At 44.6% G+C, this 17928-nt stretch carries 16 protein-coding genes; 3 read left to right on the top strand and 13 right to left on the bottom strand.

Annotated elements, in window-relative coordinates; all coding sequences use genetic code 11:
* Positions 1-54: 54 nt before the first annotated feature.
* Positions 55-1056, bottom strand: coding sequence for a S49 family peptidase (locus ACXAC1_RS18505; RefSeq protein WP_475063427.1), 1002 nt, complete (start codon positions 1054-1056; stop codon positions 55-57).
* 132 nt (positions 1057-1188) lie between these two features.
* Here ACXAC1_RS18505 and ACXAC1_RS18510 point away from each other — a divergent pair, with 132 nt between their 5' ends.
* Positions 1189-1596, top strand: a complete 408-nt coding sequence (locus ACXAC1_RS18510; protein WP_475063429.1) for a MaoC family dehydratase — start codon at positions 1189-1191, stop codon at positions 1594-1596.
* An 81-nt stretch (positions 1597-1677) separates the two neighbouring features.
* Here the strand turns inward: ACXAC1_RS18510 and rluC are convergent, their stop codons facing one another.
* A complete protein-coding gene (gene rluC, locus ACXAC1_RS18515; protein WP_475063431.1) occupies positions 1678-2649 on the bottom strand; it encodes a 23S rRNA pseudouridine(955/2504/2580) synthase RluC in 972 nt (323 codons plus the stop codon).
* Between the two features lie 430 nt (positions 2650-3079).
* On the opposite strand from rluC, the gene rne reads away from it, so the two are divergent.
* Positions 3080-6301 carry a ribonuclease E gene (gene rne / locus ACXAC1_RS18520; RefSeq protein WP_475063433.1) on the top strand — a complete coding sequence of 1074 codons (3222 nt, stop codon included), beginning with the start codon at positions 3080-3082 and terminating at the stop codon, positions 6299-6301.
* 164 nt (positions 6302-6465) lie between these two features.
* On the opposite strand, the gene katG is transcribed toward rne, so the two are convergent.
* The 9 genes from katG to ACXAC1_RS18565 all read right to left on the bottom strand — a co-directional run bounded on the left by katG (position 6466) and on the right by ACXAC1_RS18565 (position 15110).
* A complete protein-coding gene (gene katG, locus ACXAC1_RS18525) occupies positions 6466-8598 on the bottom strand; it encodes a catalase/peroxidase HPI (protein WP_475063858.1) in 2133 nt (710 codons plus the stop codon).
* Positions 8599-9051: 453 nt separating this feature from the next.
* Positions 9052-9852 carry a glutamate racemase gene (gene murI / locus ACXAC1_RS18530; RefSeq protein WP_475063435.1) on the bottom strand — a complete coding sequence of 267 codons (801 nt, stop codon included), beginning with the start codon at positions 9850-9852 and terminating at the stop codon, positions 9052-9054.
* Positions 9849-10895: a UDP-N-acetylmuramate dehydrogenase gene (gene murB / locus ACXAC1_RS18535; protein ID WP_475063436.1), complete on the bottom strand. Its 1047-nt coding sequence runs from the start codon at positions 10893-10895 to the stop codon at positions 9849-9851. Before murB ends, murI begins: the two co-directional genes overlap by 4 nt.
* Entirely contained in the window at positions 10888-11343 is a 456-nt protein-coding gene (locus ACXAC1_RS18540) for a low molecular weight protein-tyrosine-phosphatase (RefSeq protein ID WP_475063438.1), read from the bottom strand. The genes murB and ACXAC1_RS18540 overlap by 8 nt, the downstream gene beginning before the upstream one ends.
* A 4-nt stretch (positions 11344-11347) precedes the next feature.
* On the bottom strand, positions 11348-11536 hold the full coding sequence (locus tag ACXAC1_RS18545) for a Trm112 family protein (RefSeq protein WP_133559907.1): 189 nt from the start codon (positions 11534-11536) through the stop codon (positions 11348-11350).
* Positions 11529-12557: a tetraacyldisaccharide 4'-kinase gene (gene lpxK / locus ACXAC1_RS18550; RefSeq protein WP_475063440.1), complete on the bottom strand. Its 1029-nt coding sequence runs from the start codon at positions 12555-12557 to the stop codon at positions 11529-11531. Before lpxK ends, ACXAC1_RS18545 begins: the two co-directional genes overlap by 8 nt.
* Positions 12554-12976, bottom strand: a complete 423-nt coding sequence (locus ACXAC1_RS18555; RefSeq protein WP_475063442.1) for an ExbD/TolR family protein — start codon at positions 12974-12976, stop codon at positions 12554-12556. The genes lpxK and ACXAC1_RS18555 overlap by 4 nt, the downstream gene beginning before the upstream one ends.
* Positions 12977-12988: 12 nt before the next feature.
* The gene (locus ACXAC1_RS18560; RefSeq protein WP_475063444.1) at positions 12989-13600 is read right to left on the bottom strand and encodes a MotA/TolQ/ExbB proton channel family protein; all 612 of its coding nucleotides are present in this window, start codon (positions 13598-13600) and stop codon (positions 12989-12991) included.
* On the bottom strand, positions 13584-15110 hold the full coding sequence (locus ACXAC1_RS18565; RefSeq protein WP_475063860.1) for a ComEC/Rec2 family competence protein: 1527 nt from the start codon (positions 15108-15110) through the stop codon (positions 13584-13586). The genes ACXAC1_RS18560 and ACXAC1_RS18565 overlap by 17 nt, the downstream gene beginning before the upstream one ends.
* 314 nt (positions 15111-15424) lie before the next feature.
* Between ACXAC1_RS18565 and ACXAC1_RS18570 the strand changes: the two genes are divergently transcribed.
* The gene (locus ACXAC1_RS18570; protein ID WP_475063446.1) at positions 15425-15931 is read left to right on the top strand and encodes a DUF2062 domain-containing protein; all 507 of its coding nucleotides are present in this window, start codon (positions 15425-15427) and stop codon (positions 15929-15931) included.
* 46 nt (positions 15932-15977) lie between these two features.
* Here ACXAC1_RS18570 and ACXAC1_RS18575 read toward each other — a convergent pair whose 3' ends face one another.
* Together ACXAC1_RS18575 and ACXAC1_RS18580 are read right to left on the bottom strand one after the other, a co-directional pair.
* Entirely contained in the window at positions 15978-16664 is a 687-nt protein-coding gene (locus ACXAC1_RS18575; protein ID WP_475063448.1) for an ABC transporter ATP-binding protein, read from the bottom strand.
* Positions 16657-17898, bottom strand: coding sequence for a lipoprotein-releasing ABC transporter permease subunit (locus ACXAC1_RS18580; RefSeq protein WP_475063450.1), 1242 nt, complete (start codon positions 17896-17898; stop codon positions 16657-16659). The genes ACXAC1_RS18575 and ACXAC1_RS18580 overlap by 8 nt, the downstream gene beginning before the upstream one ends.
* Between the last annotated feature and the right edge of the window lie 30 nt (positions 17899-17928).

Consider the following 17928-nt stretch of genomic DNA (forward strand, 5'->3'; position numbering starts at 1 on the left):
GACACAAAAACGGAGCCCTAGGCTCCGTTTGGCATTTATGTAAAGGCATAATGTTTAACGCAGTTCATAAAGCCAGGACTTAACACTTGCCGATAGCTCCACACCTAACTGCTTGGCCACCTTCTCCCATGGCTCTTGGTAAGGCGTATAGTAAGCAGGCGTAAGACCCGAAAACTCTGTATTCAATAAATTTTGAGCGTAACCGAGCTCATCAGCCAACCCATTCTGCAATGCCTGTGCCCCAGTAAATACCATACCAGTAAACATCTGCGGATCGTTTGTCAAACGATCACCACGCCCTTCTTTTACCGCATTAATAAACTGTTGATGCGTCTCATCCAACACCGCCTGCCAACTCTCTTGAGCCTGCTCTGACATAGGCGAAAACGGATCCATGAATCCTTTATTCTCTCCTGCGGTAAATAAGCGACGTTTTACACCTAGCTTTTCGATCAGTTCACTAGCTTCAAAACCACCAGAGATAACACCGATAGAGCCAACCAAGCTCGCTTTATCCACAACAATCTTATCAGCCGCTGATGCGATGTAATAACCACCAGAAGCCGCCATATCCTCTACTGCCACGACGACAGGTATCGATGGAAACTGCTGTCTATATTTCATGATGACATCATGTAATATTCCCGCATGTACTGGACTGCCTCCAGGGCTATTCATTTCAATCAATACAGCTTTATTACGCGAATCCGCATAGACATCATCAAAGAGAGGAACATATTCGTTTGCGTCCACCTCACTTTGCGCGCCTATCGTCCCCTGCATCCGAATGACAGCAACACTATCGCTCATTTTCACTTCGTCTATCTCGGCATTCATAAATGCCGCGGATATAATGCCAATAAAAATCGTTAGATAAACAAATCGGAAAAATATTTTCCATCGGCGTGCTCGGCGACGTTCAACTACTTGAGCTCCAAGCACTTCTTTTAATGCATCAACAACACTATCTGACGTGCCACCAGATGCCGAGACAGTTTTTTGAACTCTGACCTCGGATTCTACGGTACTTTTATCGTCTTCTTCATTCCACGCCATAAACTTCTCCACTCGCCCAACGACTTTAATTAAAGGCCTTATCACAAATACAACACTCATAGCGCCAAAGCACTTAAGTTACAACAGATTGAAGTGTAACATAGCGCCATTTATAGAAATAAGGACTTAATAGTGAGCTACTCATTCGAAGAATTAACAGAAGGCCTAAACGCAAGCTTTGAAAAAGTTGTTACAGAACAAGATGTACAAGCTTTTGCCCAAGTAACAGGAGACACCAACCCCGTTCACTTGGATGCAGACTATGCTGCCACTACCAGCTTTGAAAAACCCATTGCTCACGGGATGCTGACTGCCGGCTTCATTTCAGCAGCCATCGGCACAAAATTACCTGGGCCTGGCTGTATTTATTTAGAGCAATCACTGAAGTTCCGCGCCCCTGTATTTATTGGCGCAACGGTGACCACTACGGTAACTGTAAAAGAGCTGAATGAACGTCGCCGTCGCGCCGTGCTGGAAACTGTTTGTACAGTAGAAGGCAAGAAAGTTGTGACGGGCGAAGCCACCATCATGTTGCCCTAAAAGGTAATTACCTCCTAGAATGCAAAAAAGCCGCAGCATTCGTTATGCTGCGGCTTTTAAATCAATCAATACAGGATCAAATCAAAACTTACTTGGGAGAGCCTGCATCGCCTCTTTCCAAGCATCTTCAATCGGCGCTTCTAACACTAGCTTTTGACCATCGTAGTCATCAATCACTAATCGAGAAGCGTGTAAGCACAAACGTTTAAAACCGAGTTGCTTTGCTTCTGCATTCGCTTCATTAGGTGAATATTTATCATCTCCAACAATTGGATAACCTGCAAATTGCGTATGCACACGAATCTGGTGAGTACGCCCTGTGACTGGCTCACATTCTATTAATGTATAACCTTCAAAGTTACGCACCACTTTGAAACGAGTCAAAGATTCTTTGCCATCCGTATGAACTTTCACGACACGTTCGCCAGATTTAAGTTCATTTTTAAGAAGCGGTGCATTGACCTGCAACTTTCGCTTCGGCCAAGAACCAAACACCAAAGCATTATACGTCTTCTGTACGCCTTCTTTCTCGCGCAAGGCAGCATGCAGCATTTTTAACACGCTTCGTTTTTTTGCGATCATGATTAGTCCTGAGGTATCGCGATCCAAACGATGCACTAACTCTATAAACTTTTCTTGAGGGCGCATCTGACGAACAACTTCAACCAGACCAAAGCTTAGCCCACTACCACCATGAACAGCTAAGCCAGATGGTTTATTCACCACAATCAGGCCTTTGTCCTCAAATACAATGCGACTCTCGATTTCTTGCTTTAAACCTTCTGCCACCGTGGGCTTATCCGATGGCTGAGCCACAACAATTGGCGCAATGCGTATTACGTCTTCATTACTTAAACGAAAATCAGGCTTTATTCTTTTTTTGTTGACTCGAATCTCACCTTTACGCAGCAAGTTGTAGATCTTCCCCTTGGGCACTCCTTTAAGGAAGGTCACCAAAAAGTTGTCGATACGCTGACCATGATTATTCTCATCAATGGTTACAAAACGTACCTGTGGGCGCTCTGATACGCCATTAATTTCACTAGCTGCCAAAAGAATGGTTTCCTATGTAATTGAAGCACTTAGATTTTACTGTTATATTCAAAACCGCAGAGGGTAAGAGGCAACAGAAAGCCTCGAAGAAGTAATTGTAACGAATGAATAGCCAATACCAAAGCGACACTTTGGTGAATTCTTACCTCTGAGCAAAAAGTTAATTTTTATATAATAAACCGCATGAATCAGTGAGTCGGTTCGTGGGTGTAACAGTTTACCATTGAAGACGCTTTCAAGATCAGCACCTTTCATGTTGGCCGATAGTTGAAACACGTATTACAGCAACACAGAAAAGAGCGACGCCATGGCGATTTTTGGCCTTTGTGGCGAGCCTTTAAATTGTGCCTGATTGCGACCGCCAATTCAAAATTCTCGTTACATTTCATGAACTTAGCATTCACCGAATCATTAGAAAGAGTCAGCATTAATGATTAGAATGTTAATAAACGCAACTCAACAAGAAGAGTTGCGCGTTGCGTTAGTGGATGGGCAGCGCCTGTACGATCTAGATATCGAATCAGGGTCTCGTGAACAAAAGAAAGCAAATATCTATAAAGGCAAAATCACTCGCATTGAACCTAGCTTAGAAGCCGCTTTCGTAGACTACGGCGCAGAGCGTCATGGTTTCCTCCCTCTCAAAGAAATATCAAAAACTTACTTCTCTAAAAAATCCAATTCAGACGGCCGCCTTAACATCAAGGATGTGCTAACTGAAGGACAAGAAGTCATCGTACAGGTAGACAAAGAAGAACGTGGCAACAAGGGTGCGGCGCTTACAACATTTGTCAGCTTAGCGGGTCGCTACTTGGTTTTGATGCCAAACAACCCCCGCGCTGGTGGTATTTCACGCCGCATTGATGGTGACGACCGAACTCAATTAAAAGAAGCTATGTCTGGTCTTGATGTTCCAGATAATGGTGGTTTGATTGTCCGCACTGCAGGTGTTGGCCGTTCAACTGAAGAGCTTCAGTGGGACTTGGATTACCTACAAACACTTTGGGACTCGATCACCAAAGCCGCAGCTGATCGCCCTGCTCCATTCTTGATTTACCAAGAAAGCAACATCGTGATCCGTGCTATTCGCGACTACCTCCGCGATGACATTGGCGAAGTGCTGATCGACGAAAAGAACGTTTACCAAGACGCCCTTAACTTCGTTATGCAGGTAATGCCACACTTTAAAAACCGCATCAAACTGTATACAGAACCTACTCCACTATTTAACCGCTTCCAAATCGAAACTCAGATCGAAACAGCTTTCCAGCGTGAAGTTCGCCTGCCATCAGGTGGCTCGATCGTCATCGACCCTACAGAAGCCTTGGTTTCTATTGATATCAACTCTGCTCGCGCAACGAAAGGCGGAGATATTGAAGAAACAGCACTACAAACCAACTTAGAAGCCGCTGACGAGATCGCACGTCAATTGCGTCTTCGTGACATTGGCGGCCTAGTTGTTATCGACTTTATCGATATGACACCTGTACGCAACCAAAAAGAAGTTGAGAACCGCATGAAAGCGGCACTTGAAGCCGACCGAGCGCGCGTGCAAATCGGACGCATCTCACGTTTTGGTCTACTAGAAATGTCGCGTCAACGCCTTCGCCCTTCACTTGGCGAAACCAGTGGTATCGTTTGCCCTCGCTGTAACGGACAAGGGTTTATCCGTGACGTTGAATCCCTAGCGCTTTCTGTTCTGCGCCTTATTGAGGAAGAATGCGCCAAAGAGCGTACCGCACAGATTCGCGCTATCCTGCCAGTGTCTGTCGCAACATTCCTGTTGAATGAAAAACGCACCAACATCGCCAAAATAGAAAAGCGTAACGATGTTCATATCATCTTGGTACCTAATCCTCACATGGAAACCCCTCACTTCCAAGTTGAGAGAATTCGTGATGACAACGAAGTCATCGCGCAAGACGACAGCAGCTATACACTGGTTGAAGAGCCCGCTCAGCCTCCTTACGAGCCACGCAAGGCAAATGAGCATGCTCGTCAGCAGGCAGCAGTAACCAGTATTTCACCTGCGTCCCCTGCTCCAGAGCCGACAGAAACCGAGAAGAAATCTCCTGCTAAACCAGGTTTCTTCAAACGTTTGTTGAGCGCATTATTCGGAAGCACCGAGGCGTCTGACAAAGCAGAAAAAGCACCTCAAAAAGATAATAAGAAGGCTTCTGAAAAATCATCTGATGAACGCAAGCCTTCTCGCAACCGCCAGCGTGATCGCCGCCCTTCTCGCCAAAACAGCGACCAAGCACAAAAAGATCACAACAACAGCGAGCACCAGAAACCTAAGTCAACTCGTCAGTCTCGTCGTGCCCAAGCAGAAGCACAAGAGTCTAATAAAGAAACGAACAATAGCCGTAACAAACAGCGTGAAAAGACGAGCAAAGACTCGCAGAGCAAAGACTCGCAGAGCAAAGACTCTACACCTAAGGTAAAAGCACGTCGACCAGAGCCAGAAGTTAAAGAGCGTAAGCGCGACCGTAACGATAACAAGCGCCGTAACGGCAAGCTCAAAGACGAAGTTGAGCTAGCTCAACAGCAACAGTTGCAAGCTGAACAAGAAGCGAAAGACGCTAAACAAGCAGCTGAGCAAACTCAAAACGCCGAGACTTCTGCTTCAAATCAAGGCAGTGAAGAAAGTAGCTCAACGGAGCGCAAACCTCGTCGCTCTCGTCGCTCTCGTCGCAACAAGTCTGATGATGCTGCTAAAGCAACACCTGAGACACAGGAAAATGCTACCGAGCAAACGGCTGAAACACCTACTACTGAAACAGAAGTGAAGGTAAAAGAGACCACTTCAGCCAAAGAGAACTCAACTCAAGAAGTCACTTCAGCAACGAGTGAAGTAGCTGAACAAAGTGAAACTGCTGAAGAAAAACCTACTAAGCCTAAGATGTCTGTAAAAGCCGGCATGAATAAGATTGCCAAAGCAGATACTACTGAAGAAAGCAGCACGACAGCCACTCCTGAAAAAGCAGTCGTAGACTCTGATCAGGAAACTGAAAACAGCGAAGCGGAAGCTCAAGCTTCTGTTACAGCTGATCAAAAGGCTGGCAGTAACTCAAAAGCATCAGACGCTAAAGTTGAAACACCCGCTAAGTCTAATCAGTCTTCTGAGGTTTCTGAAGATAACGCTAAGACTGAAAGTGTAACGACGGCAGAGGCAACTAAGCCGACTACACCCGTTAGCGAAGCCACTACCGAAAGCGACGCTCAGAGTGCAGCACAAGATAATGAAAACCCAAGTGAGGTTAAAAGTTCGACCGAGGATACAGCAGAGCAACCTAATGCTAAGGAATCCAATACAACGGAAGCAAATCTAGCAGAAACTGAGCCGACGAAAGCTGAAGCAGTAGAATCATCTAAAGGTGAAAATACTCCTGAAACAGGTAGAAAGATTCGTCAACCGCGCCCTATCCGCGGAAGAAAGGTCAACAAGCCTGCGACTGAGCAAAAAGCACCTGTAGAGCTTCCACAAGCCCTTATTGAGCAACAAGAAAAGGCTAAGCAAGAGCTAATTGAAAAACGCGAGCAAGCAGCTCAAGAACGTCGTCAACGTCGCTCTGGCCGTGTTAAAAATGACCCTCGTTTAGCACACCAAACTGAAGCAACAACTGAGAGCCAAGTAGAAACTTCAGAAAAGTAATTTTTGCTTAAAAGAAAAAAGGCCTATCGGACAGTCCCGATAGGCCTTTTTTATTTATAAACCAAAGCAATAATCGAATTAATTTTTTGATCATGCCTTGCTTAGTTCTTCCAGATTAAAACACCCCAAGGGTAATTGAGGTGCTTTATTTTAATCCTAAACAACTACTTTAAATCAAATCTGTCCGCATTCATGACTTTTACCCAAGCGTTCACGAAGTCATTAACAAATTTTTCATTATTATCATCTTGAGCATAAACTTCAGCATAAGCTCGAAGTATAGAGTTTGAACCAAATACTAAATCTACTCGAGTCGCAGTGTATTTATTTTGTCCAGACTTACGATCAACAATATTGTAATGAGACTTACTAGCAGGCTCCCACTTGTAAGACATGTCTGTTAGCACGTCAAAAAAGTCAGTAGAAAGCACACCTACTTTATCGGTAAATACACCGTGCTTACTGCCACCATAATTCGCACCAATAACACGTAAGCCACCGACTAACACCGTCATTTCTGGAGCAGTCAATCCCATTAATTGCGCTCTATCTAACAGCATTTCTTCTGGCGCAGGAATATAATCTTTCTTGATAAAATTCCTGAACCCATCTGCTAACGGCTCAAGCACTTCAAAAGACTCTACATCTGTCATTTCGTCTGTTGCATCACCACGACCAGGCTGAAACGGTACAGAAACATTTACTCCAGCAGCTTTAGCCGCCATTTCAACACCTACGTTACCAGCCAAGACGATAGTATCTGCAATTGAAGCACCAACTTGTTCTGCCAAAGGCTCAAGGATGGCTAAAACTCGTTGCAGCCTTTCCGGCTCGTTTCCTAGCCAATCTTTTTGTGGTGCCAAACGAATACGAGCACCATTTGCACCACCTCGGTTATCTGAACCTCGGAATGTGCGAGCACTGTCCCATGCAGTATTAATCATATCTTGAATACTCAAGCCACTGTTAGCTATGAGTGATTTCAAGTGACCAATGTCGTAGTTGGAAGCTCCCTTTGGAATTGGATCTTGCCAAATCAAGTCTTCTTCTGGCGCATCTGGACCAACATATCGAGATTTTGGGCCTAAGTCGCGGTGAGTTAGCTTGAACCAAGCCTTAGCAAACGTTTGCGAAAAGTACTCTGGATCAGCCATAAATTTCTGACAAATTTCGTTATAAATAGGGTCTACTTTCATTGCCATATCTGCATCAGTCATCAGAGGCATAACTCGAATGCTTGAATCTTCTGCATCAGTAGGCATATCTTCTTCTTTAATGTTTACAGGCTTCCACTGCTTGGCACCGGCAGGGGATTTAGTTAGTTCCCACTCATGCCCAAATAGCATATCGAAGAAGCCCATATCCCATTTAGTAGGGTCCGTTGTCCATGCTCCCTCTGGCCCACCAGCAACAACATTACGACCAATTCCGCGCTTACCTTTAGGCATCCAACCCAACCCTTGATCTGCAATATCAGCATCTTCAGGAGCTGGCCCTACGTTATCCGCTGATTCACCACCATGACTTTTACCAATGGTGTGGCCACCAGCTGTTAATGCAACGGTTTCTTCATCATTCATTGCCATTCGAGCAAATGTTTCACGGATCTGATGAGCGGTTGCCTGTGGATCGGGGTTGCCATTCACGCCTTCTGGGTTGACATAAATAAGACCCATTTGAACAGCTGACAATGGATTCTCCATAGTGTCAGGCTTTTCAACGGCTTCATAACGATCATCGGACGGCGCAAGCCACTCTCTCTCAGCACCCCAATAGATATCTTTTTCAGGATGCCAAATATCTTTGCGACCAAAGGCAAATCCAAAGGTTTTAAGTCCAGCCATTTCGTAGGCAATGGTTCCCGCCAATATAATCAGATCAGCCCACGAAATTTTGTTGCCATATTTCTTTTTTATAGGCCAAAGAATACGACGCCCTTTATCTGTGTTTGCGTTATCAGGCCAGCTATTAAGAGGCGCAAATCGCTGATTACCTGTACTTGCACCACCACGACCATCTTGTAGTCGATATGAACCTGCTGCATGCCATGCGACACGTGCCATCATTCCACCATAAAAACCATGATCGGCAGGCCACCAATCTTGGCTAGTACTCAGTAACGCCCTCAAATCCTGCTTAAGTGCTTCAACATCAAGCTTTTTAAGCTCCTGATAATAATCAAAGTCTTCGCCTAGTGGGTTAGTTTTGACATCATGTTGATGAAGAATGTCAAGGTTTAGTGCGTTGGGCCACCAATCTGTATTGGAAGACCCAGATAAAGTATGGCTGCCATGCATAACTGGACATTTACCACCGGATGTGTTGTTAGTCTGACTCACGGTTAACTCCTTATTGTAAATTCTTCTAAGATGTACTGGCACACTTAACATAGTAGGACAGTTAAACATGCAATCAAGCAATGAAATGCTTATGTTAAGGACTCAAGCTGATTCCATACTTAGTAGACTAAACATTTTTTTACGATTAAAAAAATAACCATTAGCCATAATCCTAATAGAAAATACTAATAACCCATCAACTTTACACACCTCTGACACCAGATCACAGCGTAATTTACTCAAATAACGTACAGCTATCCGAGATAGTCGATGATTTTGATGAAGAATTAAGACGCCCCCATCCTGATAAGCGCTCGGATTACTTGAATAGGGAATACCATCACATTAAGGAGACTTGGAAAAGTGAAATCAAAACGCACAAAAAACCATCAGTCCAGATAAGCGCGCGGATTAAATCACTGAGCATTCAAAGGTTGCTGAAGAAATATTTTTTGACCAATAGCGCAAGCAATTTAAGTAATCATGACCGCCATTTGATAGAAGCAATGCTCTTCCGATTGATCTAGCCGCCAAATCCTTTTGCCATTCAGGGTGTATATTATTTAACACTCTTTGAACTTGCGCTGTTACGCCAGCACTAGGCTCTACGATCTCGACGCCTGGTAACGCGTGGCAGAACATTGATTTAATCAATGGGTAATGTGTACATGCTAAAACTAGCGAATCCGACTGATGCGTATTTACCAAACGCGCTAACTTATCCACTTCTTGTTGAGTTAAGAGAAATGAATCAGGCATTCTATCAATATACGTAGCAAGGTGCCGACTTGATAACACCTGAACTTCTGTATCAAAGCGCCATGTTTGTATAAGATCGTTCAAGCGCACACTTTTGCTTGTGCTCTCAGTTGCAAGCACAGAGACACGCTTCATACGGCTGCGCAAGCAGGCTGGCTTGACCGCAGGTTCAACGCCAACGATGGGTAAACTAGCCTGCTCTCTTAACTCTTGAATTCCAGCGACAGTAGCGGTATTGCAGGCAACAACCATCAAACAGCATTTGAGCTCTTGAAAAAAGTGTGCAATGGATATAAGGCGGCTAGCGATAAAATCATTGCTCAAAGCACCATAGGGGGCGTAAGCCTGATCGGCAAAATAGACAAACTCAGCATTAGGCAATGCCATTTGAAGGGCTTCGAGGATAGTTAATCCACCCACACCAGAGTCCATCACACCGATCTTCACCATCATTTAGAACAACCAAGCAGCACAGGTTCTCTCTCTAAAGTAATATTAAACATATCCTTTATGGAACGTTGAATACTTGCCTCTAGAGTCAATAAAGCATCAGCCTTATCGCATCCAAAATTGACTAAAACCAATGCCTGCTTTTCATACACACCCACACCTTGGTCGGTATATCCCTTCCAGCCCGCTCGATCATTCAACCAACCCGCCGCAAGCTTCCACCCACCCTCTTGCTCAAAAGCGACAATATTAGGATAAGCGCCCTTCAAGCGTGAATAGTGCTCATGAGTGACTACAGGATTCTTAAAAAAGCTGCCTGAGTTTGGCAGGACATTCGGGTCAGGAAGCTTTTCCTTACGAATCTTACAAACACAATCAAACACTTCTTTTATTGAGGCATCTGCATCAAGCAAGTTACCCAATCCACCATACGACAGCGTTAGCTCTGGATGCTTTGATAATTTTAATTTGATAGAGGTAATGATGTAACGATCTTTCCAATCGGTCTTAAAGAAAGAGTCTCGATAACCAAAGCCACATTGTTCTGCATTTAGCTCAAGTAGCTCAAGAGAACGGCGATCAACAACAGATACTGATAGCAGAGTGTCTTTGATTTCAACACCGTACGCACCGATATTTTGGACGGGCGCAGCACCAGCAGAACCAGGAATCAAAGCGAGATTTTCAATGCCGCCAAAGCCTTGCATGACCGCCCACTCAACACATTGATGCCAAACTTCCCCTGCAGCAAACTCGACGACAGCATAATCCTGAGAGCTTTCACAAAGTGCTCGCCCTTGGAGTTTATTCACAATCACAAGACCAGAAACATCACCACAGATAAGGAGGTTGCTCCCTCCTCCTAGAACAGTGATAGGTAAGTGGTTCGAGTTTGCCCACAAAACGGCTTCAGTCAACTCATTCTGAGACGTAACTTCTGCTAAATACTCCGCCTGATAGTCGAATGTAAACGTGTTGTATTGCTTTAATGAAACCCTACTTTTCACAAAAGAGGGAGCAGTAGCAGATGACTCAACTTTATTCATAGTGTCTTTCCAGAAAGCTTTCCGCAATGGCAAACAAGTGCTTTCGCATCACCACAAATCCAGCATCGCCACCATAATAAGGATCATCAACTTCACCAAACTCTGCGGCCGAATCAAACTCACCAAACATGACCACTTTTGCTGTAGCATCCAGAGGCTTAATGGACTGAAGGTTCAAAAGATTCTCTTTATCCATGGCCAGAATCCAGTCGAATACATAGAAATCCTGCTGACTCACCTGTCTTGCAGACTGCTTAGAAATATCAATGCCCACTTGCGCCAATGCATTGATTGATCTGGCATCCGGTCGTTTGCCTATGTGATAAGCAGCTGTACCAGCTGAATCAACAGTTAAATCCAGTGATTGAGAGCATGCCAAATACTCAAAAATTCCTTGAGCCGCTGGCGAACGACATATGTTACCCAAGCAAACAACTAAAATTTTCATGAGCTTACTTTTCTTCTAGACGCTCTTCGCTGGACAAGGTTCTTGCTTCAGTTTCTAGTAATACAGGTATGCCATCGCGAAGCGGGTAAGCCATTCCACCAACCTTACTAATTAGCTCAGTACCATCTTCACTTAATGTAAGCGGTGCTTTAGTGACAGGACAAACAAGGATCTCTAATAATGCTTTATTCATAACGTAAACTCTTTAATTCAGTCACTTGAGCCAACCGGCCCAAAACAAATTGCTTAAAATTTTCTGGCAGTGATAGCTCTGCAACCACATACCACCAATCATCTTGCGACTGTGCAAATGCTTCAACCTTAACCGCATCCTTCTCAGTCATTATTACTTTTTCAAATCCAGCTATGTCATCTCTTTTGAATTGGTGATGATCAGAGAAAAATGTCGTATGGGACTGCTCCGGTAAACCCTGCTTTTTTAGAGTGTCCATAAACCTCTCTGGATTACCAACACCAGCCACGACGTGCCAACCATCATGCGCTAATGCTGACAATACCTGCTGCCGATCGTCTATAACATGCTTAAGTTGAGTCAGTTCCGTCGTTCCAGTAAACATGGGTTGTTTGGTCACAAGCGCTGGCAGCGCATTTAGAGAAAAGACGCAGTCAGCCGCATCGATACGAGATGCTGGCTCACGCAAAGGGCCTACTGGCAGTAACTGACCATTTCCTAAGCCACGCTTCGCATCAACCATGATAATTTCGATATCACGATCCATAGCGTAATGCTGCATACCATCATCACTGATGATCACGTCAACATCCGAATCGTTTTCAAGAGCACGAATAGCTAAGACACGTTTGTTTGCAACAGACACAGGACAGCCAGTACGACGAGCCAGCATCAACGGTTCATCACCAACTTCTGACGCAGTTGACTGGGGTGTAACGAGCAAAGCAGTATCTAGCTCACGCTTATGGCCACGTGTCACAACCCCTGGACGATAACCTTGCTCTTTTAAGTATGAACAAATGGCAATCACCATCGGAGATTTTCCGGTACCACCTACTGTGATATTTCCAACCACAATGACAGGCAGTTTTGACCGATAACTCGCTGTATCCCGGTGCTTTAAAAACGCTTTACGCTTAGCATGGACAATGGGTGCAGTGAGCAACAAAAAAGGCGTCAGCCCCCAAGTCCAGCCACACTTGCGATACCATGACTTCGTCAATGATTGCTCAAAGCTCACTGAGCATCCTCTTTTTGCGCAGTATGAGCTAACTTTGTCACCCCTAACTGCGAGGCTGCGTCATACACTCTCATTACCATCTCATAGGACGCGTTGGCATCAGAGGTAATAATTAAAGGACGATCGAAGTTTCCAGAGAACGTTTCTTTTAGTCCCTGCACCAAAGTACTTACCCGCTCATTAATCAAGGTCTGACCATTAATCACAAACTGACCATCTCTAGTGATAGTTACTTCAACAGGGTCCTGAGATACGATAGATGGCGCGCCATTTGCTGCTGTTGGCAAGTCGATTGTAAGGTCACTAGTCTGTTTAAAGGTGGTACTGACCATAAAAAATATTAATAACAAAAAGACCACATCAATTAATGGCGTTAAATTGATATGGACATCTTCAATCTTTTGCCTACGAAATTTCAATGAAGCCTCCTGCTACTCTTTGCCGTCAGCATTCAGTACATCGATCAGCTTAGTCGACTGCTGTTCCATATTGACCACCAGCTCATCAATTTTCCTCGCAAAGTAACGATGAAAGGCAAGCGCAGGGATGGCAATCAAAAGGCCTGCAGCCGTGGTTAACAACGCCTCAGAAATACCTCCTGCTAACAATTGGGTATTACCTGCGCCTTGCTCCATCAGCACATTAAAGACTTTGATCATGCCTACGACAGTTCCCAGTAGTCCCACCAACGGAGAAATGACTGCGATCGTTCCCAAAGTACTCATAAAACGCTCAAGCTCATGAATAACATGGTTAGCGGCTTCTTGAATACTTTCTTTCATTGCTCGACGTCCATGCTTTGAACTCAGCAAACCTGCGGCAAATATAGAACTTAAACCCGATTGAGCCTGCATAGAACGAATATAATCGAGCGTCATTCGGTCTTCGCGCAAACGCGTCATCACATCAGAAAGCAATGCTCTTGGAGCCACTCTGCTTCCACGCAGCGTCCAAAAACGCTCTAAAATAATGGCAAGCGTAAGAATAGAACATAGCAATAATGGCCACATAAACGGACCACCAGATTTAAAAAGCTCTAACACCGAGACCTCCTGTTTCTAATTGGGAGTAATTTAACACACTCTCCAATAATTCTGCATGTTCGCAAGCAACTGTTTTCAAAACATTTAATAATTGGTAGCAATCGGACGATTCGGCCTCCCAACTGCCCTGAGAAAAGGAAATATACAGCTTTTCACTAGGCTGAAGGTGTATCACTGGAACACTCATCGCCTCTAAGAGCTCTTTCTCAACAATACGTTGTTCCGATAGTATCGCGAGCCGCCAATCTTTAACTATCGCAGCTCGTGCCACATCACGAACGACTACGTTCAAGGCGATAACATGATCACCAACCTTTGTGGAATTTTGGGCATGATAATACACCTCACCCTTTTCATGCTTCCATTCAATAATCGATTGCTCTGCTGAGGCACGCTCCCAGATTCGCACGGTCGTAGAAGGTTCACTCGATTGCTTAACAGCAAATATCAAACATCCCATCACCAACCAAACTCTGCGTTTTGGCAACCAAGCAACAAAATAATAAGCGAGAACGATAAGCAGCAGTTTGATTTGTAAGGATGGCAAACTAATTAAAAATAACGCCGGAGCTTTTACTAACAATGGCTCAATCGATTGGTATGCATAGACTACCGTTTCATCAAATAAAGCGTAAACATTGGAAGTTTGAAACAAGAAACCTTCAAGCAAAGCGACCCACGCAATGGGAAACCAAACAAACGCCACAAAGGGAACCAACACCATATTAACAAGAACGGTTAATCCACTGAGCTCCACTTGCCAGCCTAATGTCAACAGCACAGCGAACATAGACAGTAAACTTTGCATTTCGACAAACCGGCCAACGGAGACACTCCGTTTCAAAGTAATACAAATCAAAGCCACAAATGAGAAGGAAAGCCAAAACGAAGGATCTAGCACCCTCCCCGGCCAAACCAGCAACATACACCAAGCACTTACCAGTAAAACCTGAAAAACCGAAACCTTGAGACAAACAGCTCTCAATGAAAAGCCTATTAGCGTCATCAAAGCCGCCCGAATAGCTGGCTCCCCTGCCCCGCTCCAATAGGCATATAGGAATGCTAACGGAATCACCAATAAAGCATCCAAGTGACAACGCCAAATACCTAGCGTGCGAACTTTAGGAAGCATTAGCCAAATAACCTTACTGAGCAACAAAGCTAGAACACAAACAAAACCGACATGAAGTCCTGAGACAACAAAAAGATGCGCTATACCTAAATGATTCACCAGCCAACGATCACGCTCACTCCAACCCGCGCGATCCCCCTTGATTATTGAGTAAGCAAATCTCCAACTAGGAAAATGCGATAGTGACTTGAAATACCGATCACTTGCGGCAACCTCACCATATAGATACACCACTGCATCCACACCTTTGGCAAACGCATAGCGTTCTCGGTAATCACCATGAGAGTTTGCAACAGCAGGCACAACCGGACGTCCGTTAATAACTTCAGCAACCGCGTGACAACGCGCAAAAACAGCTCCTCCCCCACTCTGTTTCACCAAGATGGTTTCAAGGACTGTTTCTCCACTTGTAAACCAGCAACCCTGGTCAAGATCTAAAAAGTAATCTTGATGTTGATAAACTAAGGACCGCTCATGCCATATGTGGTGACTTATCAGTGAAACTAAGGAAATTAAAACTAATATGAGCCCTAGCCAATCTTTACGAAAGATTTGATAGAGACATAGCAGGGTCATATGAGTAGAATACATCCACCGAAGAGAAGGTGGTGTTAATACAGCAGCCACAAGCAAGCAAATATTGAAAAGCAACATTGGACCTCCTTGTCCGTTTGTAGCCTTAAGTAGTTATTATGCCAAAGCGTTACCTTAAGAAATTTGTCCCACATCCAGAGAAGCTCAAACAGAATAAAGCGCTTGGGCTTCTTGGAACACAAATATATGAAGCCGACCTTTGGCACCTGTCGCGTCGTTCTGTCGCGAAAGCATTTTGGAATGGCCTTTTTTGGGCAGCAATACCCATGCCGTTTCAAATGGTTGCCTCTGCACTTTTCGCCATTCCATTGAGAGCCAACATTCCACTATCAATTGCGTTAGTGTGGATCACCAACCCGATTACCATGCCTGTTGTTTTCTATGTTAATTACCTGATCGGCACATGGATCGTTGGCAATGGCATCGACTCAGAATTCCAAATGTCCGTCGAATGGATTTGGCGACAAATCGAACATATCTGGTTACCACTTTACGTTGGATCCATCGTTGCCGGCTTCATAGCTGGCGGTATCGGCTACTTTTCAATTCTTCTGTTATGGCGTTTACACGTCATAAAACGCTGGAAAAATCGCCGTCTGAAATAACTAAAAAGCGCAGCCAATGGCTGCGCTTTTTTCTTTCTCAAATCGACTAATCAGTGATTTGGTTCAACGTTTTGGCACTTAAGCGATAAGCCCGATCCATCCAAGAGAGCATTTTTTCATCATGAGTAACGATGAGGAAAGCCATTTCTTTTTCCACTTTAAGACGCAGAATTAAATCCTGAATCTCTTGGGAAGTCGTTTCATCCAAATTACCCGTTGGCTCATCCATCAACACACAAGCTGGGTTGTGTGCTAACGATCGAGCAATTGCAACGCGCTGGCGCTCCCCCCCAGACAATTGCGACGGCCGATGAGAAAGCCTCTCTGATAAGCCGACATCCTGCAGTAACTTAGACGCCACACCTTTGGCATCGCTAGTTTTCTTTCCTGCAATAAGAAGTGGCATCATGACATTTTCAAGCGCACTAAATTCAGGCAACAGATGATGAAACTGATAAACAAAACCAAGCTTTTCATTACGCAATTTTGAGCGCTTAGAATCACCAAGCGAATGCCAGGAAATCCCATCGATTTCCACATCACCATGAGACGCTTTATCCAATCCTGCTAACAGGTTAAGCAAGGTTGTCTTACCTGAGCCAGAGCTACCCACAATCGCGACAGCCTCGCCCTTAAAAAGCTCGAAATCGATATCATCAAAGACCTGAACATCCCTTTTACCATCTCGGTATTGCTTGCCCAGCCCTTTACTTTGTAAAACCACATTACTCATAGCGCAAAGCCTCCGCTGGTTCTACTTTTGAGGCACGCCAAGCTGGGTACAAAGTTGCTAAAACAGTCATACAAAATGCAGCAGTTACTATAAGCCGAACATCTTGCCATTCTAATTGCGAAGGCAGATAGTTGATAAAGTACACATCACCACTTAGGAACTGCACACCCAAGATCCCTTCAAGCCAAGCAATCGCATCACTGACGTTCAACGCGGCAGCCACGCCAAGCAACAAACCTATCAAGGTACCCAACAGGCCAATAAAAATACCTTGCACAACAAACACCCACATAACCTGACCTGATGTTAGCCCCATCGTACGTAAAATCGCAATATCGGTACGTTTATCCGTTACCACCATGACCAATGTGGAAACGATATTAAAAGCAGCCACGGCCACGATCAACAATAGCAGTAAGCCGATCATAGTCTTTTCCATTTTAATGGCCTGAAATAAGTTACCGTGAGTACGTGTCCAATCACTTACTTTATTTTGACCAGGAATCGCTCTTGCTATATCCCAAATTAAGCTTGGCGCATCAAACAAATTATCAAAAGCAACTCGTAATGCTTCCACATCCTCTGGCTGATAGCGCTTCAATCTAGCGGCATCCTGAATATGTATATAGGCCAAACTTGAATCCAATTCAGCGCCAACTTTAAACGTACCCACTAGAGTAAAACGCTTCAAGGTAGGAGTTATGCCAGCTATGGATACATTTGCTTTAGGCATTAACGCCGTTACCTTATCTCCTAATCGCACACCTAACATTCGGGCAAGTTGCTCACCCAGAACAATGCCGAACTCACCAGACTTTAGATCACTCAAAGCACCTGAAGTCATATGATTAGGCAGGATAGAGACCGTCGCCTCTAAGTCAGGATTAATGCCATTGAGCAATGCTCCGTGTACCCCACGACTCGACTGAAACATTACTTGGGCTTGTATATGCGGGGCAACAGCTTTTACCCCCGGCATTTCAGCAACCAAGTCAGCAGTTCTCTGCCAATCGTCCAGAGTCGGATCCCCCCAAACTGTTGCGTGGGGAACCATTCCGAGAATACGTTGACGCAGCTCTCGATCAAAGCCATTCATAACAGATAACACTGTAATCAGAACAGCTACGCCTAATGCAATACCCGCAATAGATGAGAAACTTATAAAAGAAATAAAATGATTGGCACGCTTAGCACGCGCATAACGCAAACCAATTTTGACAGGCAATAAATTCATACAACATGCGTCCATAACAAAGAAGGGGCA

Source organism: Marinomonas sp. AWM4_232 (assembly GCF_056158325.1).

What these genes read in the sequence shown, in the direction of transcription:
- murI (WP_475063435.1), bottom strand. Translation starts at nt 9,852, where the DNA reads ATGATGGTGAAGATCGGTGTGATGGACTCTGGTGTGGGTGGATTAACT.
- murB (WP_475063436.1), bottom strand. Translation starts at nt 10,895, where the DNA reads ATGAATAAAGTTGAGTCATCTGCTACTGCTCCCTCTTTTGTGAAAAGT.
- ACXAC1_RS18570 (WP_475063446.1), top strand. Translation starts at nt 15,425, where the DNA reads ATGCCAAAGCGTTACCTTAAGAAATTTGTCCCACATCCAGAGAAGCTC.
- rne (WP_475063433.1), top strand. Translation starts at nt 3,080, where the DNA reads ATGATTAGAATGTTAATAAACGCAACTCAACAAGAAGAGTTGCGCGTT.
- ACXAC1_RS18540 (WP_475063438.1), bottom strand. Translation starts at nt 11,343, where the DNA reads ATGAAAATTTTAGTTGTTTGCTTGGGTAACATATGTCGTTCGCCAGCG.
- ACXAC1_RS18580 (WP_475063450.1), bottom strand. Translation starts at nt 17,898, where the DNA reads ATGAATTTATTGCCTGTCAAAATTGGTTTGCGTTATGCGCGTGCTAAG.
- ACXAC1_RS18575 (WP_475063448.1), bottom strand. Translation starts at nt 16,664, where the DNA reads ATGAGTAATGTGGTTTTACAAAGTAAAGGGCTGGGCAAGCAATACCGA.
- ACXAC1_RS18545 (WP_133559907.1), bottom strand. Translation starts at nt 11,536, where the DNA reads ATGAATAAAGCATTATTAGAGATCCTTGTTTGTCCTGTCACTAAAGCA.
- katG (WP_475063858.1), bottom strand. Translation starts at nt 8,598, where the DNA reads ATGCATGGCAGCCATACTTTATCTGGGTCTTCCAATACAGATTGGTGG.
- ACXAC1_RS18505 (WP_475063427.1), bottom strand. Translation starts at nt 1,056, where the DNA reads ATGGCGTGGAATGAAGAAGACGATAAAAGTACCGTAGAATCCGAGGTC.